Below are 23,819 nucleotides of genomic sequence, written 5' to 3'. Positions count from 1 at the left end.
GCACTGGATTACATGGAAATCGGTCTGCGCGAGTGGCTGATCGTCATCGGCATTATTGTCATTGCCGGTATTCTTTTTGATGGCTGGCGCCGGATGCGCGGCGGCAAAGGAAAATTGAAATTCAGGCTGGACCGAAGTTTCTCAAACGTGCCGGATGACGAGGAGCACACCTCCGCCGAAGTGCTGGGGCCGCCGCGCGTGCTGGATAACCAGAAAGAGCCGCAACTGGACGAGCACGACCTGCCGTCGGTGAACATTGCCCCGCGTGATGCCAAGCGCAAACGCAAGGACGAGCCGCATCAGGGCGATCTTAATCTCAGCCTCGATCTGGACGGGCCAAGCCTGTTCACCGGTCGTGATGACGATTTCCCGGACGAGAACAAGGCAGGTCGACGTTCAGACGATACGGCGCGCCGTACCGAAGATCTGCCACCGGTTGAAGAAGTGCTGGTGATCAGCGTGATCTGCCGTGACGAAAGCGGCTTCAAAGGCCCGGCGTTGTTGCAGAACATTTTGGAAAGCGGTTTGCGTTTCGGCGAGATGGACATTTTCCATCGCCACGAAAGCATGGCAGGCAACGGTGAAGTACTGTTCTCCATGGCCAACGCGGTCAAGCCGGGTGTGTTCGATCTCGATGACATCGACCACTTCAGCACCCGCGCCGTGAGCTTCTTCCTCGGCTTGCCGGGCCCGCGTCATCCGAAACAAGCGTTCGACGTCATGGTGGCTGCAGCTCGCAAACTGGCCCACGAACTCAACGGCGAATTGAAAGATGACCAGCGCAGCGTCATGACCGCGCAAACCATCGAGCACTACCGCCAGCGTATCGTCGAATTCGAACGTCGCGCATTGACCCAGCGCCGCTAAGCGCTTCGCGCATCGCAGCCTTCGGCAGCTCCTACAATGGGGCTGCGATTTTCCTGTAGGAGCTGCCGAAGGCTGCGATGGGCCTGAAAGGCCCCACCAAGCCGAACCAACATTGAGCAGCTTCGGCTGCTCTTTTGCTTTTCGAGAGAACACACGTATGACCGCCGCCGACACCCGCATCCTGGAACTGCGTGCAGAACTGGATCAGCACAACTACCGCTACCACGTCCTCGATGAGCCGAGTATCCCAGACGTCGAGTACGATCGCCTGTTCCACGAACTCAAAGCGCTGGAAGCCGAGAACCCGCATCTGGTGACCCCGGACTCGCCGACTCAGCGGGTCGGTAGCGCAGCGCTGTCGGCGTTCACCCAGGTGCGTCACGAAATCCCCATGCTCAGCCTCGGCAACGCCTTCGAAGAAAACGACATGCGCGAATTCGATCGCCGTGTCGTCGAAGGTCTGGACCTGCCAGTGGGCGACCTGTTCGGCGACGGCGCACAGGTGCAGTACAGCTGCGAACCGAAACTCGATGGCCTGGCGGTCAGCCTGTTGTACCGCGACGGCGCGCTGGTCCGTGGTGCCACCCGTGGCGATGGCACCACCGGCGAAGACATCAGCGTCAACGTGCGTACCGTGCGTAACATCCCGCTCAAGCTCCACGGCAGCGGCTGGCCGCAAGTGCTGGAGGTGCGTGGCGAAGTGTTCATGTCCAAAGCCGGCTTCGAACGGCTCAATGCCAGCCAACTGGAAGTCGGCGGCAAAACCTTCGCCAACCCACGCAACGCGGCGGCCGGCAGCCTGCGTCAGCTGGATTCGAAGATCACCGCCAACCGTCCGCTGGAATTCTGCTGCTATGGCCTGGGCCAGGTCTCGGAAGAGTTCGCCGACACCCATATTGGCAACCTGCAACAGCTCAAGCAGTGGGGCATGCCGGTCAGCCGCGAGCTGAAACTGGCCAACGGCATCGGCGAATGCCTGGAGTACTACCGCGACATTGGCGAGCGGCGCCTGTCGCTGCCTTATGAAATCGACGGCGTGGTGTTCAAGGTCAACAACCTGGCGTCCCAGCGCGAACTGGGTTTTCGCGCCCGCGAACCGCGCTGGGCCATCGCCCACAAATTCCCGGCCATGGAAGAACTCACCGAACTGCTGGACGTGGAATTCCAGGTCGGCCGCACGGGCGCGGTCACTCCGGTCGCGCGTCTGAAGCCGGTCAAGGTCGCAGGCGTCACCGTAGCCAATGCCACCCTGCACAACATGGACGAAGTTGCGCGGCTGGGCTTGATGATCGGCGATACCGTGATCATCCGCCGTGCCGGTGACGTTATTCCACAAGTGGTGCAGGTCGTCAGCGAACGCCGCCCGGAAAATGCCCGCCCGGTGCAGATCCCGGAAAACTGCCCGGTCTGCGGTTCCCACGTCGAGCGCACGCAACTGATCAAGCGCAGCAAGGGCAAGGAAACCATCAGCGAAGGCGCGGTGTACCGCTGCGTCGGACGGCTGGCCTGTGGCGCCCAGCTCAAGCAGGCGATCATCCACTACGTGTCCCGTCGTGCCATGGACATCGAAGGGCTGGGCGACAAGAGCGTCGAGCAGCTGGTGGATGAAGGGCTGGTGGCGTCCCCGGCGGACCTCTACACCCTCAAGTTCGAGCAAATCGTCGACCTTGAAGGGTTTGCCGAGGTCTCCAGCAACAAACTGCTCAAGGCCATCCTCGACAGCAAGCGACCGACCCTGGCGCGCTTTATCTATGCCTTGGGCATTCCCGATGTCGGCGAAGAGACGGCCAAGGTGCTGGCGCGTTCGCTGGCCTCGCTTGAGCGCGTCAAGCAGGCGCTGCCGGAAGTGCTGACGTATTTGCCGGATGTCGGCCTGGAAGTCGCCTACGAGATCCACAGCTTCTTCAAGGATGACCACAACATCACGGTCATCGAACAACTGCTGGAACGCGGTCTGGAATTGCAGGATCAGGGCGATCTGGGCGCGGAGTTCGCCGCCAGCGCCACCCTGGGCGGCATGATCGATAAACTGCACATTCCTGCGGTCGGGCCGGGTGCGGCGCAGAAGCTGGCCGATAAGTTCGGTTCGCTGCAAGGCATCATCGATGCCGACTGGCTGGACATGCGTCAGGCGCTGGCCGAGAAACAGGCCAAAGCCGTGCGTGACTTCTTCGACATCAAGGAACACGCCGAGCGCGCGCTGCAGATCGAAGCGCAGCTGAAAGACTTCGGCATGCATTGGCAGAGCGAGAAAAAAGTCGTCGAAGGCCTGCCACTGGCCGGGCAAACCTGGGTCCTGACCGGCTCGCTGGAACTGATGAGCCGCGACATCGCCAAGGAAAAACTCGAAAGCCTCGGCGCCAAAGTCTCCGGCTCCGTATCAGCGAAAACCCACACCATCGTCGCCGGCCCCGGCGCAGGGTCGAAACTGACCAAAGCCAACGAACTGGGCCTGAAAGTGCTGGATGAAGAAGCGTTTGTGGTGTTTTTGAAGAAGCACAATATTGAAGTGAACTGATTTCGATCTTGTAGGAGCTGCCGAAGGCTGCGATCGAGCGGGAACCGGTCGCCGCTGTCGAATCGAATGAAGGTCGTCCCTGTCGAGCGCGACCCCGGCCTATCGCAGCCTTTGGCAGCTCCTACATTTGTCTTGCAAGCACGCCACAAGGAGATCGTCATGTACCGCTTCTTCGAACAACTCAGCTCCCGCATCGCCGCGCCGTTCGTGGGGGAGGCCAAGCGCAACAGCAAGGTCTGGCAGTGCCACTGCGGACAGTCGATCTTCTTCGCCAACACCCAATGCCTGGCCTGCTCGGCCGCATTGGGCTACCTGCCGCAGCAGGGCGGGCTGGCCGCTCTGGAGCCGGGGCCGCAGGCCGACCTCTGGCGCCTGACCGACAAGCCCGAGGCGGGGCTTTACCGGCGCTGCGCCAACCTCGACACACCCGCCGCCTGCAACTGGCTGTTCCCGGCGCTCAACACCGGCGAGTTCTGCGTTGCGTGCAGCCTTAACCGAACCATCCCCGACCTCTCGATCCCGGAAAACGCCGCCCGCTGGTGCAAGGTCGAAACCGCCAAACGGCGCCTGGTTGCGCAATTGATAGCGCTGGGTTTGCAGGTCATTGCGAAAGACCAGGACGAAGACACCGGCCTGGCCTTCGATTTCGTCGGCATCGACCTGAAAGGCAAGCTGCCCACCACCGGCCACGCCAACGGCCTGATCACCCTCGACATCGCAGAAGCCGACGACGCCCACCGCGAAACCATTCGGGTGCAGATGCACGAACCGTATCGCACCTTGCTCGGGCATTTTCGCCATGAAGTGGGCCACTATTATTGGGATCGCCTGATCGCCAACAGCGACTGGCAGGATGGTTTTCGCGACCTGTTCGGCGACGAGCGCGCCAGTTACGCCGATGCTCTTGAGCACCACTATCAGAACGGCGCCCCGGCCGACTGGCAACAAGGCTTCGTCAGCGCCTACGCCACCATGCACCCGTGGGAAGACTGGGCCGAAACCTGGGCCCACTACCTGCACATGATGGACGCGGTCGACACCGCGCTGGGCTTCGGCATGAGCGCCCGGGACATGGACCTCGACTACCAGCCATTCCCCTTCGAAACCCTCTACGACCCGCAACACCCCGGCGCCCCGGCTTTCCTCTCATTCGTCAATGCCTGGATCGAACTGGCCGGCATGCTCAACGAACTGTCCCGGAGCATGGGCCAACCGGACTTCTACCCCTTCGTCCTGTCACCGGCGGTCATCACCAAATTGCACTTCATCCACCTCGTCATCCAACAGGCTGGCGGCAAGGCAGACGAGGTGTTGCAGGCGCAGTAGGCGAGCCTCACCCCCTCAAATCCAACACCAACCGCCGCTCATAGCCAATCCGCCCACGATACGCTTCACCTGTATCTACCCAGCCCTGAGCAATATAAAGCCCCCGCGCCGCCTGATTATCCGCATCAACCGACAACATCAACTGCGCGATATCAGGCCACACCAAACGCACCATGGCCGGAAGAGCCTGCAAACAGTCTTTCCCCAAACCACGCCCCTGCACCCGATGATCGATCTGCAACGAATGCAACGTCGCGGTATCCTTATCCGCCCACGGAGGCAAAACCAGCCCACGCTTGAGCAGCAAAAAGCCCACCGGCTCACCACCGGCAAGCAAGGCAAATCCTTTGATATCAGGGGTAGGTCTATCCAACAGCGTACTCAGCGCACTGTGGATATCCCCGGAAAACACCTTCTGCGCGGTCAGCACTTCAATGTGCTCCACCTGCTGGCGTTGATCGTCCGTCAGGTCTTCATAACAGACCAATTCAGTTCGCATGATTGAACCCTCCAAGGACGCGTCACGTCACGGCAGGGTACACGTCTGTCTCCAGCTGACCAACATCCCGTGCAGCCTCTATGTCTTGGGACACATACCCCCTGTAGGAGCTGCCGAAGGCTGCGATCGACTGGGAACCGGTCGTCGTGGTTGAGCGCCATGAAGGTCGTCCCGACCTTATCGCAGCCTTCGGCAGCTCCTACAAGTGATCGGCGGTCGGCTCACAATCTTCGGCTAGCTCCAATTTCGGTGGGAGCGAACTTGTTCGCGAAGGCGGCAGACCTGACACGCCGCATCAACCGCCAGGAACGCCTCCCGACTGCACCCGCCGAAACACATGCTTCTCCACCACGCTCAACGCATCACAGCCGTCCACCAACAACAGCCGGGCGACATTGGTCATATGACGAAGATCGCCGTCATCCACCGTCTCGGTGCATTCCAAAAGACAACGCGCCATCCTGATCTTGCGATCAGCACAGGCGAACAGATAATCCAGCGGCGCCTCGGTATCGATGTGCAGCACAGGCTGGTCAGAATTGTTACTGGTTAAAGGCAGAAACCGATCCATGCTTCACCTCCCGCACGCATGAGTGAGGAGAGAAAGACGGGCAGGGGGGTTAGGTGTGATTTTGAACATGTTGAAGCTCCCTAGAATTGATGGAGCTGCCAAATTTCACTTCCACATGAAAGGGTGGCAGCTGTGCGAAGGTGTGGAAGACCGGGGATCTAGGAACCCGGCGCACCCGAAAGTGCCCCGCGCACAGCCACCATAACGTCAATGCACGGACGCAAGAACACGTCGGCATTCGTATATAGAGCTGGTGCATCTAGATTTGTCCCGGGCTTCCACACCCCATCGCTGATGTGCAGCGACGGGCGGGACTATAAACGCCACACAGGAATCCATGCAACCCGGACAACCCCATCCACCCGCCAGCCCCCGCCACACAAGTGCTTGAGCCTCCTCGGATTTTTAATCCAAACCAACGGTTGTAACTTATCGCCAGACCGGTACAATGGCGCCGTTCGCCGTCAGGTGAACGTCGTTATGGTGACCCCATCGGTCCCCCCGCAACGATCAACCGTGAACCCGGTCAGGCCTGGAAGGGAGCAGCCGCAGCGGTGACATTGTGTGCCGGGGTGTGGCTGGTGGGGTTGCCTCCATAACGCAACTCATTGGTCCTCAGTGAGTTTTTCTGAAAAACCCAAAATTGTTTGCTGTGCTGGATTGCCTGTGAAGGTTATGGCGCGGTTTCGTGTGCGTTCGTTTTTGTCCTCTACAAAACTGCGGTGTTTCCGGAAAACATTTTGGAAATGTTCCGTCTTTTTTGCCTCAAGCCCCGCATAAAGTGGCTTGCTTTGGGTCTTGACGTAGGACCGGCTAATGGGGGTCCCTTATTTCTAAGGCATTACTTACTGTTCGAACTCAACGCTTTACTTCCAACGCATCAAACCCTTGTATACGGTAGAACATCACCGAAATGGCCCAACTGGCGATAAAGATACCGATGATGATGTAGCCGAGCATGCCAAAGTTATCGTTGAGCTTGCCGATCACATCCCATACCGGGCCCTGCATGGCCAGCTTGTTCGAGATCAGACCCAGCGCTTCAATACTTCCGATCACCACGGCGACCACAACCGATACCAGAGTGATCGTCATGTTGTAGTAGATCTTGCGAATCGGCTTCATATAAGCCCAGCCGTACGCGCCCAACATCAGATGACCGTCCAGCGTGTCAACCAGCGACATGCCCGCGCTGAAAAGAACCGGGAACACCATGATTGCCCATGGCGACAATCCTTGGGAGGCCTGGCTAGCGGAGATTCCCAACAGAGCTATTTCAGTGGCGGTATCGAACCCCAATCCGAACAGGAAGCCCAAGGGAAACATGTGCCAGCTGCGGGTAATCAAGCGAAACAATGGCCGAAAAATCCTTGCGAGAAAACCACGGTCCGCCAACAGCATGTCAAAGTCGTCCTCGACATAAGCTCCACCCTGCCTGACGTGGCGCCACGCCTTATAAATCGACCTCAAAATAATCAGGTTCATCAGCGCGATGACGAAAAGAAACAAGGCGGAAACCGAGGTACTGATAACGCCCCCCATCGCCCTATAGCCCTCAAAGTTGTCTTCCATCGCTGAGGTGGCAAGGGCGACACCAATGGAGGCGAGCACAACAACGGCAGAGTGGCCGAGGGAGAAGTAAAAACCCAAGGTGACCGGACGTTTCTTTTCCTGCATCAGCTTGCGAGTGACGTTGTCGATAGCGGCAATATGGTCAGCATCTACCGCATGCCTGAGCCCGAAGCCATAGGCCAGCAGAGCGGTGCCGAGCAATATCGGGTGGTCGTGGAAAGCCACTAGCGCCCACACCCAGGCAAGAACGTTAATACCGATCAATACGCCGTAGATACCAAAAAGCCTGGCTCGTACCTGGTTGTTGGAGTCGCTGAAAATCTGAGCGAGACGAAGAATCATCAGACATTACCTTTAGGGAACACGCGCCCCGTTTGGAGTGAGGAAAGCACAAAGCGAGGTCTGACTCCTGGACTCATTCGGCTCAAAGCCTGCGATCCAGATACAGTGGCGCGACCGTGCCGGGATTGAACCGGCTTCTCGCTTTGTAACGTACAGATGCGTTTACCTGAGCAGAGACTCAATGCGCTGTCAGTAATGGCGTCACGAGTTTATCCAGCAAAGGCAGATCGATTTTCGGTTCTCCTACGCTGCCGTCCTTGCGCACCACACCTTGTCTGTCGATGACGTAAGTCATCGGCATGCGCCAGATTCGGCCAAACCCCTTGAAGTCTGCGTCGCGCTGGAACACCGCAGGATAGCTGTAGTGGGCCATGACTTTGTGCACCATAGCGTCGTCTTCTGGCTCATCCATGCTGATCGCAATGATCTTTAGCCCTTCGCTTTTGTGCTGCTGGTAATAGGTTTCCATAGCTGGCATTTCTTCACGACACGGCTCGCACCAAGACGCCCAGAAATTCACGATCACCACCTGACCAGCCTGTTTCTGCAAATCAAACGTCTCTCCATTTAGCGTTTTTGCCGTCAGGTTCGGAGCGTGCTCGCCTACATCAATAGCCCATGCGGGCAGACAAACCAGGCTGCAACAGAACGCGAACAATGGCAGTAGTCTTTTTGCGGACATCAGGTTTTCCTCGGCTTCATTGGCTCAGCACAACAGGCTCAGTCGGTTTCCGATAATCAAAATACAGTGACGAGGCGTCGGGGAATGTCACCGACGCCCGACATCATCAGTCCGTGATCTTGAACGTGTAGCTGCCTTCGCTCTTGTGGGTGTCGACTGAAACGGCATGCCACTCGACTTTGTACGATCCTGGCTTCAATGGCTGTTCTGGGGTAACGATCAACAGTTTCTTGTCGTTCGGATCCGTGTCGATACCTTTGATGGCAACCGGTTTCCCGTCGTCAGTGATGGTCACTTTCGTGAACTTTGCTTCGACGCCTTCGGAGAAGTTCAAACGCAGCTCTTTGGGCCCGGTAACGCTGCTGTCGGCGGCAGGTATTTCGCTTTTCAGGTGAGCATGGGCAAAGGCATTGCTGATCGACGCGAGAGAGGCAATCAGGGCTACAGCAGTCAAGGCTTTCTTGGTGAAATGAGCAGACATCTTCAAGTACCTTCGGCAGTGGGATATGTGGTGTACCAACTCGGCATTTTCGAGACCGTTCACGGCTGTATGCGCCTTGTCTCGAATCAGAAGCTCAGGGTAGTACCGGGAGGGTGTGTTCACCCGTCACCCGGTGAAAGTCGGCGGCGAACCGCCGACAGCCTGCGAACTAGAACGCGTAGCGAGCCCCCATGGTTGCCGTATAGCGCGGAGCAAGCTGCACGCCGTTGACGTTTTGATACACCGGCACCTGCACGAAACTGTACAGCGAGACCTTTTTACCGAGCGGTACCGTCACGCCTGGACTGAGGTAGGCCAGCGTTCCACCGGTACTGATGGTGTCAGCATTGGCGCCTTCATCGCGTTCAACGTGTCGCACGTTCAACTGGATTTGCGGCATGACGTAGGCGTTGCTCATATAACGCAGGCCCACATTCAGATTGACGCCGTCGCCGGGGCGATAGTGATCGCTTGAATTCAGAGCTTTCTGCACCAAGCCCTGGGCGAAGTAATCCCAGTTCTTGTTGAGCGTATCCATGTAATAGACACCGAGGATGCCATCGGTGGTGCCGGAGCCGGGTTGCAGACCGCGATCGATCGCCACCGGGCCTGGGGCGGTAGGGTCGGTGGACTGTGCGGTATCGTCGTGGCTGCCGGTGGGCAGTTTGACGCCAAACAAGACGCCGAAGTTATGTTGTGGCGTAAACCCCTGGTAACGGCCGATGATCTTGACATCGCCCAGGCTGGACGTCCTGGAGCCATACTGACCGCCGCCATCGCCCGGCGTGACGCCGTCCGACGCCGTTCCCAGCGTGCTATGGCTGCGAAAAATATAAGGCACTTGCAGATCCACGCCCCAGCTCGGATTGAAGCTGTAATCCAGACCTAGTGTCAGATAATCATTGCGCGTGTACTTCTCCACTTCCTGCGCATTGCCGTTGTTGGAAATCTGACTGGCAGCGGCGGGGGAAATGGTACTGGTGCCGCTCCGGAGCTGATTCTGATTCAGGTAGTCGTAGCGCAGATCCAGCTTCAGACCGGATGAGCTGCTGATGCCAAGGTTATCCCAGTCGGAACTGAGGGTGCAGCCGCAGCTGGCGCAAGCCAATGCAAGGTGCGGAAACAAAGCCGCGAGCGGCAATACGGTACGCAGGGTACGGCGACGTGATGGCATGACCATGGGGCTGGCATTCCTGGTTTCGGTTGCAACGGATAAAGGCAAACATCCCGAGAAGACTGGGGATGATGAGTCATCGCAAAAAAATCAAGAAAGGGCAGGTGGGCCGCGTGGCTCCGCGACCAGCCAGACTGCACTGGCGTAGGGTTTGTATACCGGTTGCGCAAGGGTTATGTCTGCGCGGCCGGATAGCTGCCACTGGATGATGCTGGGCGGTAAGCCGATGTCTACCGCATGCACGACGCACAGCAGGCAATGACATTCGTGATACTGATCCGGCGCGGCGGGGTTGCCGGTGCCGGGGGGCTGGACGTGTCCGGCCATGTTGCAGTGTTCGCCCATCTCCATCGGCTGCCCATGGGCAGCAGGTAGCGACAGCATCACGCTTGGCAGCAGGGCTGCGAACATGGCCAGGCAAATGGCAAGCTGACGCAATGAGCGGGGCAGGCGGTACATGGATACGGGCAGGCATCGCGAGTTGGCGTTTCGCCGACATGGCAAAAGCGGCCGGATGGTAGCGCTTCAACAGTAAGGCGGCAATACACTGCGCCACACGGAGGGCGCAGTGGGTGTCATCCCCGTTCGCGCTATCGCATAAAGCTTTCCGGCATGTCCATGTCCATGTCCATATCCATATCCATATCCAGCCAGTCGCTAAAGTCCGCTATTTCCTGTTGTTCTTTGAGCCATCTTTTCAAGGTTTTCGTGTCTGAGAGACTCATGAGTTGTTCTTTCATATCCAAGAGATCGTCACGTAGCCCACGGAGCTTTTGTTTGCATTTACGTGCCATGTTGGTGGGCTTGACGTCCTCAAACGGCTCCAGCAGGAACTGTGTATTGAACGATATCTTCAGGTCCTGGATTTCATTCTGTAACTCCTGCAACTGGTTCGCCAATACCCGGTTGTAATGTTTAAGGCGTTCTTCTGGCAGGCTGTTGATGTGGCTTTGGTCGATCTGCTCGACTTCGAGCTGCAGATGCAAAAGAGCGAGCAGGTCGCTGTCGGCATACGCCTGGTTGGCTCGTTGCATCAGTGCCGTTTTACGGTCGCGTTCGGTGATGTCGGTTTCGCGGTCAGGGTGTAGTGCGCTGGCGAGCTTGCGATATATATCGCGTACGGACTGACTGCCTTTTGCGTGCTCCTCTTCCTGGCGGATTTCTTGTGCTGATTTTTTTTGAGGCTTGCGGCTCTGTTTCAATTTTTCAGCGGCATCGACCAGCTTTTCGCGGATTCGTTGAGAGATCTCCTCGGTAGAGTCCAGGTCAACGTCATCGCCGACCTCAACGCCGTATGCTTTCTCCAGCGACGTCCTGAAAAGCTCTTTCTCCTGACGCAGAACGGTGTCGAAATCGCTGCCTGATTGCTTGGCGTAGATAAGCTTCAGAGCCGCGTCCTGCTCGCCCCCCATCAAGGACATCACCAGTTCGCAAATGATCTCTTGTAGGGTCTGGCGGTCTTTTTTGCTGAACTTGATTCGATCGCTGGCATCGTCGAGAAAATGCAGCAGGTCCATATCGTGTTGGCGGCATTCATCCAGTAGCGGTTTGAAATCTGTGCTCCAGAGTTGCTGGTAGGCAGGAAGGGCGGTTTGCCAGGCTTCGAGTAATTGCCGCTGTGTCTCGATTTTTTTGAGCAGGCTGTTGAATTTCTTTTGTCCGGCGCTTGGTGGCGCTTTGTCGGGCTGTGCAGAAATACTCAGCAGGGGAGATTTATTCGCCATGAAGTCCTCTCAGGGAAAAGTAAGGACGCCATATTAACGGAGGCGAATGGTATTTTTATAGGCCGCGGAAGCGATTCGGAACCCCCTTACGTCAGCTCAGTTGCCCCCCCATCATTTGTAGTCTCCTTGAGCCTTCCAGTGGATCGAATCCGACGGCCCGCTGGCATCGAATTCGGCCAGCCCCTGCGCGCCGGCCCGCAACTGCTCTATTCGAGACTTCGAGTGCAGATCGCCGAATGCTTGCAGCGAATCGCCAACTAACGATGGGTATTCATCTTCCAGCGTGGGGTGTGTGGCGAGGTACCAGCGTTGATAGAGCTGTTCTTCCAAAGACAGAGGCCCCAATTCGCTGGCATTGGTGACCGCCCAAAATGCCAGCGACTCGGTGTCGCTGGGGTCGAGTTCGAACAGTGTGTGGTCGATGCCGGCCTGTTTGAACAGGTTGTGCGCCTTGTGCATCATCCGAAAGTACTCGGGAGGCGCGAGGGTGTTGTCTCCTTGGGCCAAGGTGTTCTTGAGAATAGTCGCCGCTGCACCCACGAGGGTGTGCACCGCAACCGGATCGGCACCGGCGAACAGCAAGCGAATGGCAAGGTTCAGTTGCCTGTGCGCAGCCTCAAGTGTTGATACGCGTAGCGGGTCGGTCATGGCGGTAGTGACTTCTCATGGGTAAGCGAGCCGGCCATCGGCGCTTGATCACATCAGTCTAGGCGAGGCCTTGTGTGGCGAAGGTCTTATTCGACTTATGGTGGGTGCGCTGTCAGGTCCGCGGATCGCTCCCGGGTACGTTCCATTGCGCCCGGAACTCCATCAGGAAGTCGACAAAGGCCCTGAGTCGCAAAGGGGTATGGCGTCCGCCAGGGTAGAGCAAGGTAAACGGCCGGGACCTTCCGTTGAAGGCTTCAAGGACTTCGATCAAAGAGCCTTCTGCCAACTCCTTTTCAACGATGAATTTATAGGTTTGAAAGAGGCCTGCGCTGTGCTTGGCCAGCGTTACGCCACCCAGGACATCGTCCGAACAGCTATAGCCTCCTTCGGTAAGAATCTCTTTGTCCTTGGCGTTTTCCTTGAACAACCAAGCGATGTGTCTACCGCTGCTGGGCAGCACGAATTGAATGCACTCATGGTTGTGCAAGTCATCCAGCGTGTGCGGCGTACCCGCGCGCTGCAAGTATTCAGGACTTGCTACCGTGACCAGTTGCGCGTCTTCCAGGTGCCGGGCGATCAACCCGGAGTCGGGCAAGACCCGAACCCTGATCGCCATGTCGTAGCCTTCTTCAATGAAGTCGACGTTACGATTGCTGATGTGTACCTCGACCTTTACCGCCGGGAAACGCGCTCGAAAGGCGGGCAACAACGGCAAAATGCGGTGATGGCCGTAGGTAGTGGGCACGCTGATCCGCAAGGTCCCGGAGGGCGTTTGCTGCTTACCCATCACTTCACGTTGAGCTTCGACCAACTGGGCCAAGGCTTGGCGGCACTGTTCGAAATACGCTCGACCACTTTCCGTCAGTTTGACGCTGCGGGTGGTTCGGGTGAAAAGGCGCACGCCCATGCGCTCCTCCATACGCGACACGGAGCGACTGACGGCTGCGGGCGTTACACCGGCTACCGCTGCCGCTGTGGTGAAGCTTCCTGATTCCGCCGCCAGGCAAAACAACTCGATGCTGCCCAGCAGAATATCGTCGAACTGTCGCTTCATGATTTATTACGCCATGGATAAAATGAAGTGCTGTTGGCTGTATTTATCAAGCAAAGGTAAAGAAATACGATAAGGGGGACTGATTTATTTCTTTTGTAGAAATTAAATCAGTCCCTTTTTCGACAGGTGCTGTTGCGATGGTAAGGATGGTTAGCTACTGGCCGCAGCCAGCAGTGCCTCGGAGTGTCGCTGCGTCCACTCCCGTAGTGTCAGCCCCGGTCGACCCAACAGGTCCTGCACGGTTGACGTCGTAACGGCGGAATAGTCCATCCGGCCATCAAAATTCTGCTGCACCCATTCGAGCGTGCTCTTCGCATAGTTCTCTTCCATTCCGGCGGGGGGCTTGACTGCTCCCGAAGCGAACGCCGCGATCACGTCGCTCGGCGTCATCACGATGGGCGCAATATGGCGCCCTAGGGCATCGGACAGAATGGTGGCCGCTTCTACCCCATTGAGCACTTCGGTCGAGAGGAAGTAATTCTTGCTGGCATGCGCTGCCGGGCCTTCGGCGAGCACCGCTGCGGCAACGGCCGCCAAATCCTCCCCAGCGATCCATCCGACCCGTTTATCGCCGATGGGCCAACGCAATTGACCGTTCGGGAGCCCCAGGTTGGTGAGGATGTTCTGCATGAAGAAATGCGGATGCAGGTGCGACCATGCGACGCCGCTGCCTTCGATATAGCGTTCCACCATCTCGTGCCAGGCAAAGTGTGGATCGGTCGACCGCCCGTTGCCGAAAATCCCTTGATGAACGATGAAGCTCACGCCTGAATCCGCAGCTGCGTCCACGAGCGTTTTGCTCTGATGAAGCATGGCGACCGTGTACCCGGTCAGCAGGAACAGTCGATCGATACCCTGCAGTGCAGCGGGAAAGGTTCGTGGATCGTCCAGATCGAGATAGACCGCCTGCTTGCCTTCGCGTTTCCACGCTTCGACTTGTTCCTTGCTTCGGGCCGCGCGCACGACCTCGATGTCTGCCGTCCTGTTGTCCAGATCCGCCGCGATGGCGCCGCCCGTCAGCCCGGTCGCACCTAGCACCAGCACCCGATACTTTCTATTGCCCTTAACCATTTGGATCACCTTTATGCATACGACAGCGGTCGCTGTCGTTTTATGCGACAGTGATCGCTGTCGTGTAAGATGTCAAGTCAGACAATTTGTGGAAATGAACGACAATGGCGAAAACCTGGCTGGACGACGATCCAAAAGCTGCGCTGATGACCCGCAAACGTGCGGTCATCGTCGAGGCGGCGCGACGGGCTTTCCTCAACACCGGGTATGGCGAAAGTTCGGTCAATCGCATCGCAGCCGATGCGGGTGTGTCGATCAAGACGCTCTATCGTCATTTCGAGAACAAGGACGATCTTTTCACCGCAGTGATGAAAGCGGCGTGCTCCCCCTCGGGGCAGGAGCCGGCCGACCTCGCGCAACAGGATTCCCTTGAAGAGCCGGGCTGGTTCGCCGAGCCTCCGCCTATTGGACTACCCCTCGCGGGGCAGGAATACCTGCAACACGCCCTTTCCGAGGAGCAGCTGGCGCTCTATCGCGTGGTGGCTCGTGATGGTCTTCGTTTTCCTGAGCTCGGGCATAGGTACCAAGAGGAGGTAATCGGGCAGCAAAAGGCCTTGTTCGTTCGCTACCTCGACCGTTGGCTGCCAACCTTGACGTGGAACGTCGACGACAAGGACGGCGCAGCGGCGACTTTCATGGCTCTTCTGCGGGCGGGTGTGTTCGACGATGCCCTGCACGGTTGTCGTCTGCCGGACGAGGAAGAAATCTCTCGCCGGGCTGAGGAGGCCGCCGCCAGGATGTTGATCCTGCTCAAGGCTGGGAGCTTCTAGAGCGTGGTCACGAGTCCACCCTCAACGACGAAATCCAGGTTGGGAACGTGCAGGAGGAAATGGCAAGTCCGGCCAGAACAGATGACGCTTACATTGGGGCGGTCAGGATGCATAGGCTCTCACGCCAAGCCTGCTAATCGTCTAAGTCTTTCCAGATTTGCGGCAGGCTCACCATTGTTGGTCGCTGCGGCAAGTCGCATGACCAACTGTTCGCGTCGTACCCGCACGGCAGGCAATATATAGGCGGCACCGATCACTTCGCGCAACGCCATGGGTAGCCCCAACGTTGCTTTCAAAGAAATCGCAAAAGGCCCCGAGAAATCATGTATGACATGCATTAAGGCCTCATCCTCGATGATGTTTCCTTGGTTCTCCCACCCCTGTACGTGGTAGAGCACGCATAGCTCGCCTATCCGGTGCAGTAGCGCGGCGCTATGTAGCGAGGCAGGCTCCAGGCCGCATTGCCGGGCCAGGGAAACTGCTCTTTTAGATAAACGCTCAGCTTCATCTAAAAGAGTCTGCGCGTAGATCAGTAGCAACGTGTTGGTGAGGTCATAGGCCTGCCGCAGGGCCAAGGTCGTGGCCAGGTTCACACTCGTAGGGCCTCCCAATCTGTTCAGGGCCTCATTCAGGCTGGAACAAGGCGGGCCATTCAAGAGATAGGCTGAGCTGTTTGCTGCCGCAATCAGTTGCAAACAGAGCGCCGGGTCGTGCTGCCAATCACCGGCGAGTTCACGGAAGTCCAGCTGACTCCCCTCATAACCTAGATGGAGTTTTTCTTTTACCTCAGCGAGCAAGGGCAACGTCAGCTCACTCGCTGCCAGGCCATTGAGGTACGTAACCAAATCCTGATTAAGGGTGGTGGCGGTTCGATAGGGCTGCTCAGTGGGGAGGAGCGTCTCCAGGCATTGCACAACGCGCGGTATTTGAAACGGCTTAGAGAAAAACGCAGAGACACCCAATGACCGTACGGCCAGTACGCTTTCACGGTCAGCGCGGCCGGTGATCATCACCAGAGGGATGTTGTGGTCCGTCTTGCGAATGATCTGCAACAAACTCACACCGGAAGCATCGGGTAGATTCCAGTCGGCCACGACTAGCCGATAGGTGTTTTTTTGCCAGGCTTCGAGAGCGCTATATACCTCGCCAAAGCAATCAACCTGAGCCGTCGGGCGGATGCTTAACACGAGTTGTTTCAAAAGATCCGCTATCCACGGATCATCATCCAGAATCATCACTCTCATACGGCAACCTTCACTGGTTGGATGCTCAACTTCGCAACGTAACTACTTGTAAGAGCTGGTGTAAGAACCGGTGTGAGAGCCAGGCCATACAGTACCGACGTAGCATTTCCTTATAGGGAGCAAAGAGAAAGGTGATCGGAGTCGTCCCGATAGAGCCCTATTTGCTGCTGGAAACAGTGTAGCCAAAAAAAATCGAAGCCCAGAAATCAAATCAACCCAATCAACGGCAGGCTCTCGACTCGAAGCCGCGGCAGAACTAGCGGTGGCAACAGGGGCGTCACTCCGCGATCAAAGGTCTGCGAGTCGGGTGCTGATCGCTTCGAGAAAGGTCCTGGTCTTGGTCGGAATATGGCGTCTGGAAGGGAGCAGTGCGTAGATGGGGGCGGGCGCACTGTGCCAGTCGCGCAGGATATGTATCAGGCGGCCAGCGGCAAGATCGGCCGCAACGTCGACCCTGGATTTGAGCATCACGCCGTGGCCGCCGATCGCCCAGTCCCGCACGGCATCGCCGCTATTGGCCTGAAGCCGGGAGCGCGGCTGAAAATCGATGGCCTCGTTTTGCGGACCCTCCAGGTGCCATGGCAGGGAGCGATCGTCGTAGCGCAGACACCAATGACGATCAAGGTCGCGGACGCATTCGGGCTCGCCGTGACGTTCGAGATACGCGGGTGCGGCAAGCAGGATTCGGTGATTGTCAGCAAGCTTGCGCAGGATGGCGCTGCTGTCTCGCGGTTGGCCAATGCGCACCGCGACATCAATCCGCTCATGGGTCAAATCGACAAGCCGGTCGTCGAGTCTGAGTTCGATATCAAGCTTCGGATAGCGCTCGACCAGTTCAGTCACCAGCGGTACCAGGTGAATGCCCCCGAACGAAACGGGCGAGCTGACCCGCAGCAGGCCGAACGGCTCTTCACCGCCTACGCTCATTCGTGACTCCGCAGCGTCCAACTCCTCAAGTATGCGATCGACATGAGCAGCGAGGGCAAGTCCCTCGTCGGTCGCGGACAGTGTGCGCGTGGTCCGATTGATCAGCCGCTGTCCGGCCCGCCGTTCCAGGGCCATGAGCCGCTTGCTGACCACGGCGAGTCCCACGCCTAAATCGCGCGCGGCCGCTGACAGGCTGCCGCACACCAGAATCCGCTGAAAGGTGCGAAGCTCGTTGAGATCGTTCAGCATATTATCAACCCCAATTAGATAATCTATCTACTGACAGCCATATTCTCACGTCAAAGGCAATAGGCAACACTGTCCGCGTCCGATCAGTAAACCTCTGATCGATTACGCCGAGCCTCGTAGTCCTCGCGTGCATCGTTCACCTTGAGTCGAGGTTGGATAACGCACTGACACTCGGCCAAATCACCTGGATTTGACCGGCTCGTCCGCACACATCTACTACAAAGGTCTGCATCATGTTTACCTATTGCAATGCCTTTGCTCTCGTCACTGGAGCGTCCATGGGGCTTGGCGAAGCCTTCGCCGAAGCGCTCGCCGCACGGGGTACCAACCTCGTTCTCGTAGCACGTTCATTCGATGCGTTGAATGCTCTGGCGAAACGACTTAACGATCAGTATGGCGTCCAGGCCATCGTGTTGGCGGCCGATCTGGCCGAGCGCGATGCCGCGACGCGTATCAGCGAAGAGCTTCAGCGGCAGCACATCGAGGTGGACCTGCTTGTCAACAACGCCGGGTTCGGACTCACCGGCGACTTTCTATCGCACCCACTGGCCCGGGAGGAGGACCAGGTCCAGGTGAATATCCAGGCCTTGGTGGGTCTCTCGCACACGCTGGGTGCGGCGATGGTTGCTCGGAGAAAGGGCGGCATTATCAACGTGGCCTCGAATGCGTCCTTTCAGCCCATTCCGTACATGGCAACCTACGCAGCGAGCAAGGCATTCGTGCTGCATTTCACCGAGGCACTGGGCTATGAACTGTCGCCGAGCAATGTCCATGTGATGGCGACCTGTCCCGGGCCCACGACGACCCAATTCTTCGCTGCAACATCGGCCAGCCAGCCATCGATTAAAATGGACACGGCAGAGGTCGTCGTCAGCAGGACACTTGAAGCTTTTGACCGCCAGCAGCGTGTGGTGTATCCGGGGCGGTCCAGAGTGCGCATCACCTCATGGCTGCCCCGTATCATTTCGCGCGGGCTTGCGGTTCGCGCCGCCGCCGCTGCGTCGCGTGGCATGGGTCTTCATTGAGTTGTTTCTTTACTGGCCGTTCACAATTGCGATTCCATCGCCTTTAATTTCGGCAGCGATTCGATCTGCACTTGCCCATATCGTAATTTCAATACACCGGAAGCCGCCATTGCCTTGAGTTCCAGCGCAAGTGTTTGCCGGGTGATACCCAGCATCATGGCCAGGTCATCCTGAGTGACGTTGAGTTGGCATCGCTCGTTCAACGATTGGGTCGCGTCGCCTCCTATCAAACAACCTTTAAAGTATTGGTTTTAAATGATTATTTTCGATAATTCCGAATCAACTGTGGGAGAACCCGCCCTGTCTTCGACGCCGCGCTGTCGCGCAGCAAACACGGTGCTGGGTTCACCCTGAATCCCCGTGGGAGCGAATTCATTCGCGAAGGCGTCGGCACATCCAGCATCGTGGGCGCCTGACAGACCGTATTCGCGAATAAATTCGCTCCCACAGTTGATCCCGGATTCCAAAAAATAATCTTTTAAACCCAATGGTTTACAGGTTGTTTGATGAGAGCAGGCTTGCCTGCGAAGAGGCCCGTCGTGCAAAGAAGAGCGTCATGACTTGCGGAATATTTGAGCCTGATCCAACGCTTTCGCAGCGGGACGCGTAGCTGGCTGAACAGCGCCATCAGTTGTCCCCCAACGAACGCTTTGAAAGCCAATCGGCCACATCGAACGACGGACACGCCTTGATGAATTCGTTGGACGTGATTTTTCCATCGCCGTTGCGGTCCGGTGAAAGATCGCGATGGCCGAGAATTCGGGCGTTCGGGTAGCGTGCCTTGAGCTGACTCAACACCGTTGCAAGCGTCGCGAACTGTTGCGTGCTGAAGTTGTTTTCGGGTTTGCCCTTGGCGTCCACGCCACCGACCATGCACACCCCAATCGAATTGAGGTTATGCCCGGCAACATGGGCGCCGATCTCGGTTTCACGGCGGCCGGTTTCAACATTGCCATTCCTGCGAATGACATAGTGATAGCCGATGGTGTCGAAACCGCGCTGGCGGTGCCATTGGGTGATTTCGCGTGTACCGATGTCGGCCTGGGGGCCGGTGGCGGAACAATGCACCACGATCAGTTCGGTGCGGTCCCGGTCTTTGAGGTGTGGAGAGGAGGTTTCTGTCGATTGTTTTTCGGTCATCGATCTTGCTTCCTTGCAAGGTGTAGGAGCCTTGCAAGAAATACCAGGACGCCTCTCGCGTCAACGTCGTGACCGTTACAGAACATCTTCCCGATGCTCTGCAACGGACGGCAAGTTACCGCTACTTCATCACGTTCTACGACTTGCGGTTGAACAGCTTCCGGAAGAAGCTCGCCACCACCAGCAATCCAACGACGATGAATTTTTTAGCCGCGAGCAACAGCAAACCCAGTTTGGCGAACAGACCGGCCTTACTGGCAATCCCGCCGGCAACCAAAGCAGCAAGCCCGTATTTGGCCAGTTTGTCGGTGCCTGGCTCGTAATCGGCATAGCGGTTGCCGTCGGTGAAGTTAGTGAACTCCAGTACGTTGGGCAGTTCCCTCTGGATGGTCGGCAGGTCGCTCATCGACGCCACGGCATTGAGTTCCAGTACGCCCTGACGACCGAGTACGCGGATGCTGTAGTTGAGGGTGTTTTCTTCCGCGTTGTCGGCTTTCAGTTCCCGCGCCCAGTACATTTTGTGGGTCTGTTCGTCGTAGCGTGGCGGTTCGGCCCAACCCAGCAATTGCAGGCCTGCATAGCCCTGTTTACGGCGCTCTTTATTGTTTTCCGCGTCTTCGTCCTGCATTTGTTTCAGCAGTTCGGTGTAGTCGATTTTGGCCGCATCCTCGTCCGAGATGTGGCCGTCGTCCTTGTAGCTCACAAGCACGCCCCAGCCCCCGCGTGACATGGGGCTGGTCGCTTGCGGAATGATCATGCCCAGGGTCTTGTGGCCTGGAGGATTGCCCCAACCATCGACGATCAAACGCTCGGTATCGCTCGGCGTCAGGTAATAGAAGTCGTCGTTGAGGTTGAGGCTGGCAATGCCGCCGGGCAGGTCGATGTTGCCGTGTTGCGGCTTCAAGGTCGCCAGAAACTGTTCGGCGGTCTGCCGGGGCGTATCGGCATCGCTGGGCGCGGGGGTGGTTGCAGCATCGGCATGAGTGTTTGCGGCACACAGCACGATGGCCGCCAGTAAGAAGCGTAGGCGTTTCATCGTAGTCCCTTACATTTTGAATTAATTTGGCTGGCAGCTTATCCGAAGCGGCCAGGGGATCACTAGTAGTCGCCATGACCGAGCACAAGACCGTGGTTAGGTTATTCTCGACTATCTACGCCGCTGCATAGCTGTAACTGTTACAGCGGCCCGCCCCCTGCCACGCTGTGCGCTGCCTAAACTTCAGTTGAGTATTGGAATTTGAACGCGTTTGCCCTGTTGCTCTGAGCAGGGCGTGGAGGTGCATCATGCGTATGGCAAAAACAGTACAACGTAGCCTTGAGCAGGCGCATTGCGATTACGATATCGTGGCCCACCCGCATTCCTCGACGAGCCTGGAGTCCGCTCGGGTGGCCAGCGTTCCGGCAGAGCGCCTGGCCAAATCGGTGATCCTCGATGACCGGCACGGGCATTACATGATGGCCGTGCTCCCCGCCAATCGGCATCTGGACATGAGTAAAATACCAACCGACGGGAATTGGCAACTCACCCGCGAAAGTGGCTTGCCGCACTTGTTCGGCGACTGTGAGCGGGGCGCCATTCCAGCTTTGGGTGACGCATACGGAATGAAAATGCTCATCGATCCGATGCTGACCCGCCAAAGCGAAGTTTATCTGGAAGCCGGTAATCATCACTATCTGGTCCACATGAGCATGGACCAATACCTGAAGCTGGTGCCGCACGCCGAAGTGCGTGAGGTCAGTCATTCATAAGCGTCAATCACTGCACCAGGTTGTGGCCGCTTGCGCCCAACCTGGGCCAAGGAGTAACCCATGGAATCACCTGTGCATAGCCTGCCGTCTCTGTTCCGACAACTGGGGCTTGCGGCAGACCCGGCCGGCATCGAGGCCTTCATATCCACCCACTCACCGCTCAGGTCAAGCATGCCATTAGCGGACGCCTTTTTCTGGACGCCCGCACAGGCCGCGTTCCTGCGCGAGGAAATTCTCGAAGACGCCGACTGGGCCGAGGTGATCGATCAACTCAGCCTGATGCTGCGAACGAAGCGCTAAACACTGCCGTTCGTTCGTCTCAAGCGTTGCCCTATAAAAACCGCAACGCCTTGGTCAAATCCCCCATCGGCTCCTGCCCTCGGGTCAGCATTTCTTCATCCCGTTCTTTCAACCCATCCAGCTTCTCCAGCCCAAATACCCTCGTAATCAAGCGCAATATCGACGCCGTGTCATACGTGGTGTGGTCAACAGTCCCTTTGCGCGCGAAGGGCGAGACGACCAGTGCCGGGATGCGTGTACCGGGACCCCAGCGGTCGCCTTTGGGCGGGGCGACGTGGTCCCACCAGCCGCCGTTTTCGTCGACGGCGATGACGATGACCATGTTTTCCCATTGCGGACTGTTGCGCAGGACTTTGATGGCGCGGGTGATGTGGCGATCGCCTGAGGCAACGTCGGCGTAACCGGCGTGCATGTTCAAGTTGCCTTGGGGTTTGTAGAACGTGACGGCGGGTAGCTTTCCGGCTTCGGCGTCGGCGAAGAATTTGTTGGTGCTGGACTCATCACCCAAACCACCGTCGCGCAGGCGTTTGCTGCGTTCGGCGGGGTTTTCCGGGCCTAGTTTTTTGAAGTAGTTGAACGGCTGGTGGTGGTATTGAAAATTGGGGATTTTCGGGATGCCGGCGGAGTCTTTGAATTGGTCGATGGTGGCCTGCCACCCGCCGGCGTACCACGCCCAATCGATGTTCTTCTTCGACAGCTTGTCGCCGATGTGGTCGTGGGTCTGCGGCACCAGCACGTTGGGCAGATCCGGTTTCGAATAGTCCGGGCGGGCAGGGTCGCGCAGCCAGGTCGGCCAGTATGGCGGGGCCATGGTGTTGACGGCATAACCGTCAGGCGTCAAGGCGCTGGGGCCGAATTGCGGTGGGCCGGTCATGGCGCTGGCGGGGGATTTTTCCAGGGGCTTGAGCCGCGTATCGTGCGGGTTGTCGCTCTGGAGCGTGGCGATTTGCTGTTTGGCCGGTGAGTTGGCGGCGTCCGGGTAAAACGGCACAGTGGCGGACACCAGATATTGGTGATTGAGGAACGAGCCGCCGAAAGCGCCCTGAAAGAAGTTGTCACACAGCACGAAGTCGGTCGCCACATCCCACAGGCGCAAAGAGTATTGGGTTTGCGGGTAGTGGCCCATGGTCAGGCCGCCCGAATCCGCCCAGGCGACGAAGCTGTCGTTTTTACCGCCGTTGATCTGCATCTGGTTTTGATAAAACACGTGCCACAGATCGCGGGTGACCAGTCCCAGAGGCAGGTCTTCGCCATTGGGGCCTTCGAGGGCGTAAGGCGCGTTGATCAGGTGTTCTTGAAATTGGGTTTCGGCGGGGTAGGTCACGCCGTCCACGGTTTGCGGCCCTGTCTGCAATACACCGCCCCACACCGGAGGCAGGGTTTCCAGCAGGCTGCCGTCGCGGTCGCGCTGTTGATAGTGTTCCGAAGTGAGCGCCGCCAGCGGTTTTTCGACACCGGGGAAGTTGCCGAACAAGTTGTTGAAACTACGGTTTTCGGCGTAGATCACCACCACCGTTTTCACCTTGTCGCGCAGGGCCTGATCCAGCGCGGCACCGGTTAAAGGCTTGTCGTCGGGCGTCGACGGCAGTTCGTCACCGGACACGTAAGCGCTGAGGGTTGCACCCACGCCAAGCGCCGCGATGCCGCCGAGGAAGTGTCGTCTGCCAGCATCGGGAAGATTATCGTCAGCAAGTGGGTGCGATGCGTCGTCTTCTTTGTCACTCATGGCGGTTCCTTGCTTGCGTGGCTGAAGTCGTAACAAATGATTTTGGAGGAGGGTAGCCAGTGAATGTGACGGTAATGCTACAGCTTGGTTGTGAGGTTTTTAAGCGGTGAAAGGGCGGGAGGCCTTGCTCAAAACCACTAGGGTCTGTTGACGTTTGGTG

At 57.7% G+C, this 23,819-nt stretch carries 24 protein-coding genes and 1 other RNA gene; 8 read left to right on the top strand and 17 right to left on the bottom strand.

Features of this window, described 5'->3' with window-relative positions; all coding sequences use genetic code 11:
* Positions 1-12 precede the first annotated feature (12 nt).
* The 3 genes from zipA to AC1MEE_RS16340 all read left to right on the top strand — a co-directional run bounded on the left by zipA (position 13) and on the right by AC1MEE_RS16340 (position 4,711).
* Positions 13-867, top strand: coding sequence for a cell division protein ZipA (gene zipA, locus AC1MEE_RS16350; protein WP_480410647.1), 855 nt, complete (start codon positions 13-15; stop codon positions 865-867).
* Between the two features lie 157 nt (positions 868-1,024).
* On the top strand, positions 1,025-3,385 hold the full coding sequence (ligA, locus tag AC1MEE_RS16345; protein WP_480410646.1) for an NAD-dependent DNA ligase LigA: 2,361 nt from the start codon (positions 1,025-1,027) through the stop codon (positions 3,383-3,385).
* A 159-nt stretch (positions 3,386-3,544) separates the two neighbouring features.
* Positions 3,545-4,711: a zinc-binding metallopeptidase family protein gene (locus tag AC1MEE_RS16340; RefSeq protein ID WP_480410645.1), complete on the top strand. Its 1,167-nt coding sequence runs from the start codon at positions 3,545-3,547 to the stop codon at positions 4,709-4,711.
* 7 nt (positions 4,712-4,718) lie between these two features.
* On the opposite strand, the gene AC1MEE_RS16335 is transcribed toward AC1MEE_RS16340, so the two are convergent.
* Positions 4,719-5,210 carry a GNAT family N-acetyltransferase gene (locus AC1MEE_RS16335; RefSeq protein ID WP_480410644.1) on the bottom strand — a complete coding sequence of 164 codons (492 nt, stop codon included), beginning with the start codon at positions 5,208-5,210 and terminating at the stop codon, positions 4,719-4,721.
* A gap of 295 nt (positions 5,211-5,505) precedes the next feature.
* Positions 5,506-5,781 (bottom strand): hypothetical protein, encoded by a 276-nt coding sequence (locus AC1MEE_RS16330; protein ID WP_480410643.1) that lies wholly within the window; start codon positions 5,779-5,781, stop codon positions 5,506-5,508.
* Positions 5,782-6,271: 490 nt separating this feature from the next.
* Between AC1MEE_RS16330 and ffs the strand changes: the two genes are divergently transcribed.
* Positions 6,272-6,368: signal recognition particle sRNA small type (ffs, locus tag AC1MEE_RS16325), an RNA gene on the top strand.
* A gap of 271 nt (positions 6,369-6,639) precedes the next feature.
* Here ffs and AC1MEE_RS16320 read toward each other — a convergent pair.
* The 9 genes from AC1MEE_RS16320 to AC1MEE_RS16280 all read right to left on the bottom strand — a co-directional run bounded on the left by AC1MEE_RS16320 (position 6,640) and on the right by AC1MEE_RS16280 (position 14,529).
* Positions 6,640-7,695 (bottom strand): HoxN/HupN/NixA family nickel/cobalt transporter, encoded by a 1,056-nt coding sequence (locus AC1MEE_RS16320; RefSeq protein ID WP_480410642.1) that lies wholly within the window; start codon positions 7,693-7,695, stop codon positions 6,640-6,642.
* Between the two features lie 178 nt (positions 7,696-7,873).
* On the bottom strand, positions 7,874-8,377 hold the full coding sequence (locus AC1MEE_RS16315) for a TlpA disulfide reductase family protein (protein WP_480410641.1): 504 nt from the start codon (positions 8,375-8,377) through the stop codon (positions 7,874-7,876).
* 106 nt (positions 8,378-8,483) lie between these two features.
* Complete coding sequence (copC, locus tag AC1MEE_RS16310; protein ID WP_480410640.1) at positions 8,484-8,858, bottom strand: copper homeostasis periplasmic binding protein CopC; 375 nt, start codon at positions 8,856-8,858, stop codon at positions 8,484-8,486.
* Positions 8,859-9,027: 169 nt separating this feature from the next.
* Entirely contained in the window at positions 9,028-10,038 is a 1,011-nt protein-coding gene (locus AC1MEE_RS16305) for a TonB-dependent receptor (RefSeq protein ID WP_480410639.1), read from the bottom strand.
* Positions 10,039-10,122: 84 nt separating this feature from the next.
* Positions 10,123-10,491, bottom strand: coding sequence for a DUF2946 family protein (locus AC1MEE_RS16300; RefSeq protein WP_480410638.1), 369 nt, complete (start codon positions 10,489-10,491; stop codon positions 10,123-10,125).
* A 131-nt stretch (positions 10,492-10,622) separates the two neighbouring features.
* On the bottom strand, positions 10,623-11,756 hold the full coding sequence (locus AC1MEE_RS16295; protein WP_480410637.1) for a J domain-containing protein: 1,134 nt from the start codon (positions 11,754-11,756) through the stop codon (positions 10,623-10,625).
* A gap of 111 nt (positions 11,757-11,867) precedes the next feature.
* Positions 11,868-12,404 (bottom strand): hypothetical protein, encoded by a 537-nt coding sequence (locus AC1MEE_RS16290; protein ID WP_480410636.1) that lies wholly within the window; start codon positions 12,402-12,404, stop codon positions 11,868-11,870.
* Between the two features lie 112 nt (positions 12,405-12,516).
* On the bottom strand, positions 12,517-13,458 hold the full coding sequence (locus AC1MEE_RS16285; protein WP_480410635.1) for a LysR family transcriptional regulator: 942 nt from the start codon (positions 13,456-13,458) through the stop codon (positions 12,517-12,519).
* A 150-nt stretch (positions 13,459-13,608) separates the two neighbouring features.
* The gene (locus AC1MEE_RS16280; RefSeq protein ID WP_480410634.1) at positions 13,609-14,529 is read right to left on the bottom strand and encodes an NmrA family NAD(P)-binding protein; all 921 of its coding nucleotides are present in this window, start codon (positions 14,527-14,529) and stop codon (positions 13,609-13,611) included.
* Between the two features lie 104 nt (positions 14,530-14,633).
* Here AC1MEE_RS16280 and AC1MEE_RS16275 point away from each other — a divergent pair, with 104 nt between their 5' ends.
* Entirely contained in the window at positions 14,634-15,299 is a 666-nt protein-coding gene (locus AC1MEE_RS16275) for a TetR/AcrR family transcriptional regulator (protein WP_480410633.1), read from the top strand.
* Between the two features lie 119 nt (positions 15,300-15,418).
* Here AC1MEE_RS16275 and AC1MEE_RS16270 read toward each other — a convergent pair whose 3' ends face one another.
* Together AC1MEE_RS16270 and AC1MEE_RS16265 are read right to left on the bottom strand one after the other, a co-directional pair.
* Entirely contained in the window at positions 15,419-16,543 is a 1,125-nt protein-coding gene (locus AC1MEE_RS16270; RefSeq protein WP_480410632.1) for a response regulator, read from the bottom strand.
* Between the two features lie 288 nt (positions 16,544-16,831).
* Positions 16,832-17,719 (bottom strand): LysR family transcriptional regulator, encoded by an 888-nt coding sequence (locus AC1MEE_RS16265; protein WP_480410631.1) that lies wholly within the window; start codon positions 17,717-17,719, stop codon positions 16,832-16,834.
* A 233-nt stretch (positions 17,720-17,952) separates the two neighbouring features.
* Here AC1MEE_RS16265 and AC1MEE_RS16260 point away from each other — a divergent pair, with 233 nt between their 5' ends.
* Positions 17,953-18,744 carry an SDR family NAD(P)-dependent oxidoreductase gene (locus AC1MEE_RS16260; RefSeq protein WP_480410630.1) on the top strand — a complete coding sequence of 264 codons (792 nt, stop codon included), beginning with the start codon at positions 17,953-17,955 and terminating at the stop codon, positions 18,742-18,744.
* Between the two features lie 20 nt (positions 18,745-18,764).
* Here AC1MEE_RS16260 and AC1MEE_RS16255 read toward each other — a convergent pair whose 3' ends face one another.
* From AC1MEE_RS16255 to AC1MEE_RS16245, 3 genes are all read right to left on the bottom strand, one after another.
* Positions 18,765-18,947 (bottom strand): helix-turn-helix domain-containing protein, encoded by a 183-nt coding sequence (locus tag AC1MEE_RS16255; protein ID WP_480410629.1) that lies wholly within the window; start codon positions 18,945-18,947, stop codon positions 18,765-18,767.
* 424 nt (positions 18,948-19,371) lie between these two features.
* Entirely contained in the window at positions 19,372-19,884 is a 513-nt protein-coding gene (locus AC1MEE_RS16250; RefSeq protein WP_480410628.1) for an N-acetylmuramoyl-L-alanine amidase, read from the bottom strand.
* A 136-nt stretch (positions 19,885-20,020) separates the two neighbouring features.
* Complete coding sequence (locus AC1MEE_RS16245) at positions 20,021-20,920, bottom strand: DUF2167 domain-containing protein (RefSeq protein ID WP_480410627.1); 900 nt, start codon at positions 20,918-20,920, stop codon at positions 20,021-20,023.
* A 248-nt stretch (positions 20,921-21,168) separates the two neighbouring features.
* Here AC1MEE_RS16245 and AC1MEE_RS16240 point away from each other — a divergent pair, with 248 nt between their 5' ends.
* Complete coding sequence (locus tag AC1MEE_RS16240; protein ID WP_480410626.1) at positions 21,169-21,633, top strand: aminoacyl-tRNA deacylase; 465 nt, start codon at positions 21,169-21,171, stop codon at positions 21,631-21,633.
* Positions 21,634-21,693: 60 nt separating this feature from the next.
* Entirely contained in the window at positions 21,694-21,933 is a 240-nt protein-coding gene (locus tag AC1MEE_RS16235) for a DUF2789 domain-containing protein (protein WP_480410625.1), read from the top strand.
* A gap of 31 nt (positions 21,934-21,964) precedes the next feature.
* Here the strand turns inward: AC1MEE_RS16235 and AC1MEE_RS16230 are convergent, their stop codons facing one another.
* Entirely contained in the window at positions 21,965-23,659 is a 1,695-nt protein-coding gene (locus tag AC1MEE_RS16230; RefSeq protein WP_480410624.1) for an acid phosphatase, read from the bottom strand.
* Positions 23,660-23,819: the final 160 nt, after the last annotated feature.

Source organism: Pseudomonas sp. ASL3, from assembly GCF_056680425.1.
This window is presented reverse-complemented; position numbering and strand designations above follow the sequence as displayed.

What these genes read in the sequence shown, in the direction of transcription:
- zipA (WP_480410647.1), top strand. Translation starts at nt 13, where the DNA reads ATGGAAATCGGTCTGCGCGAGTGGCTGATCGTCATCGGCATTATTGTC.
- ligA (WP_480410646.1), top strand. Translation starts at nt 1,025, where the DNA reads ATGACCGCCGCCGACACCCGCATCCTGGAACTGCGTGCAGAACTGGAT.
- AC1MEE_RS16340 (WP_480410645.1), top strand. Translation starts at nt 3,545, where the DNA reads ATGTACCGCTTCTTCGAACAACTCAGCTCCCGCATCGCCGCGCCGTTC.
- AC1MEE_RS16335 (WP_480410644.1), bottom strand. Translation starts at nt 5,210, where the DNA reads ATGCGAACTGAATTGGTCTGTTATGAAGACCTGACGGACGATCAACGC.
- AC1MEE_RS16330 (WP_480410643.1), bottom strand. Translation starts at nt 5,781, where the DNA reads ATGGATCGGTTTCTGCCTTTAACCAGTAACAATTCTGACCAGCCTGTG.
- AC1MEE_RS16320 (WP_480410642.1), bottom strand. Translation starts at nt 7,695, where the DNA reads ATGATTCTTCGTCTCGCTCAGATTTTCAGCGACTCCAACAACCAGGTA.
- AC1MEE_RS16315 (WP_480410641.1), bottom strand. Translation starts at nt 8,377, where the DNA reads ATGTCCGCAAAAAGACTACTGCCATTGTTCGCGTTCTGTTGCAGCCTG.
- copC (WP_480410640.1), bottom strand. Translation starts at nt 8,858, where the DNA reads ATGTCTGCTCATTTCACCAAGAAAGCCTTGACTGCTGTAGCCCTGATT.
- AC1MEE_RS16305 (WP_480410639.1), bottom strand. Translation starts at nt 10,038, where the DNA reads ATGGTCATGCCATCACGTCGCCGTACCCTGCGTACCGTATTGCCGCTC.
- AC1MEE_RS16300 (WP_480410638.1), bottom strand. Translation starts at nt 10,491, where the DNA reads ATGTACCGCCTGCCCCGCTCATTGCGTCAGCTTGCCATTTGCCTGGCC.
- AC1MEE_RS16295 (WP_480410637.1), bottom strand. Translation starts at nt 11,756, where the DNA reads ATGGCGAATAAATCTCCCCTGCTGAGTATTTCTGCACAGCCCGACAAA.
- AC1MEE_RS16290 (WP_480410636.1), bottom strand. Translation starts at nt 12,404, where the DNA reads ATGACCGACCCGCTACGCGTATCAACACTTGAGGCTGCGCACAGGCAA.
- AC1MEE_RS16285 (WP_480410635.1), bottom strand. Translation starts at nt 13,458, where the DNA reads ATGAAGCGACAGTTCGACGATATTCTGCTGGGCAGCATCGAGTTGTTT.
- AC1MEE_RS16280 (WP_480410634.1), bottom strand. Translation starts at nt 14,529, where the DNA reads ATGGTTAAGGGCAATAGAAAGTATCGGGTGCTGGTGCTAGGTGCGACC.
- AC1MEE_RS16275 (WP_480410633.1), top strand. Translation starts at nt 14,634, where the DNA reads ATGGCGAAAACCTGGCTGGACGACGATCCAAAAGCTGCGCTGATGACC.
- AC1MEE_RS16270 (WP_480410632.1), bottom strand. Translation starts at nt 16,543, where the DNA reads ATGAGAGTGATGATTCTGGATGATGATCCGTGGATAGCGGATCTTTTG.
- AC1MEE_RS16265 (WP_480410631.1), bottom strand. Translation starts at nt 17,719, where the DNA reads ATGCTGAACGATCTCAACGAGCTTCGCACCTTTCAGCGGATTCTGGTG.
- AC1MEE_RS16260 (WP_480410630.1), top strand. Translation starts at nt 17,953, where the DNA reads ATGTTTACCTATTGCAATGCCTTTGCTCTCGTCACTGGAGCGTCCATG.
- AC1MEE_RS16250 (WP_480410628.1), bottom strand. Translation starts at nt 19,884, where the DNA reads ATGACCGAAAAACAATCGACAGAAACCTCCTCTCCACACCTCAAAGAC.
- AC1MEE_RS16245 (WP_480410627.1), bottom strand. Translation starts at nt 20,920, where the DNA reads ATGAAACGCCTACGCTTCTTACTGGCGGCCATCGTGCTGTGTGCCGCA.
- AC1MEE_RS16240 (WP_480410626.1), top strand. Translation starts at nt 21,169, where the DNA reads ATGCGTATGGCAAAAACAGTACAACGTAGCCTTGAGCAGGCGCATTGC.
- AC1MEE_RS16235 (WP_480410625.1), top strand. Translation starts at nt 21,694, where the DNA reads ATGGAATCACCTGTGCATAGCCTGCCGTCTCTGTTCCGACAACTGGGG.
- AC1MEE_RS16230 (WP_480410624.1), bottom strand. Translation starts at nt 23,659, where the DNA reads ATGAGTGACAAAGAAGACGACGCATCGCACCCACTTGCTGACGATAAT.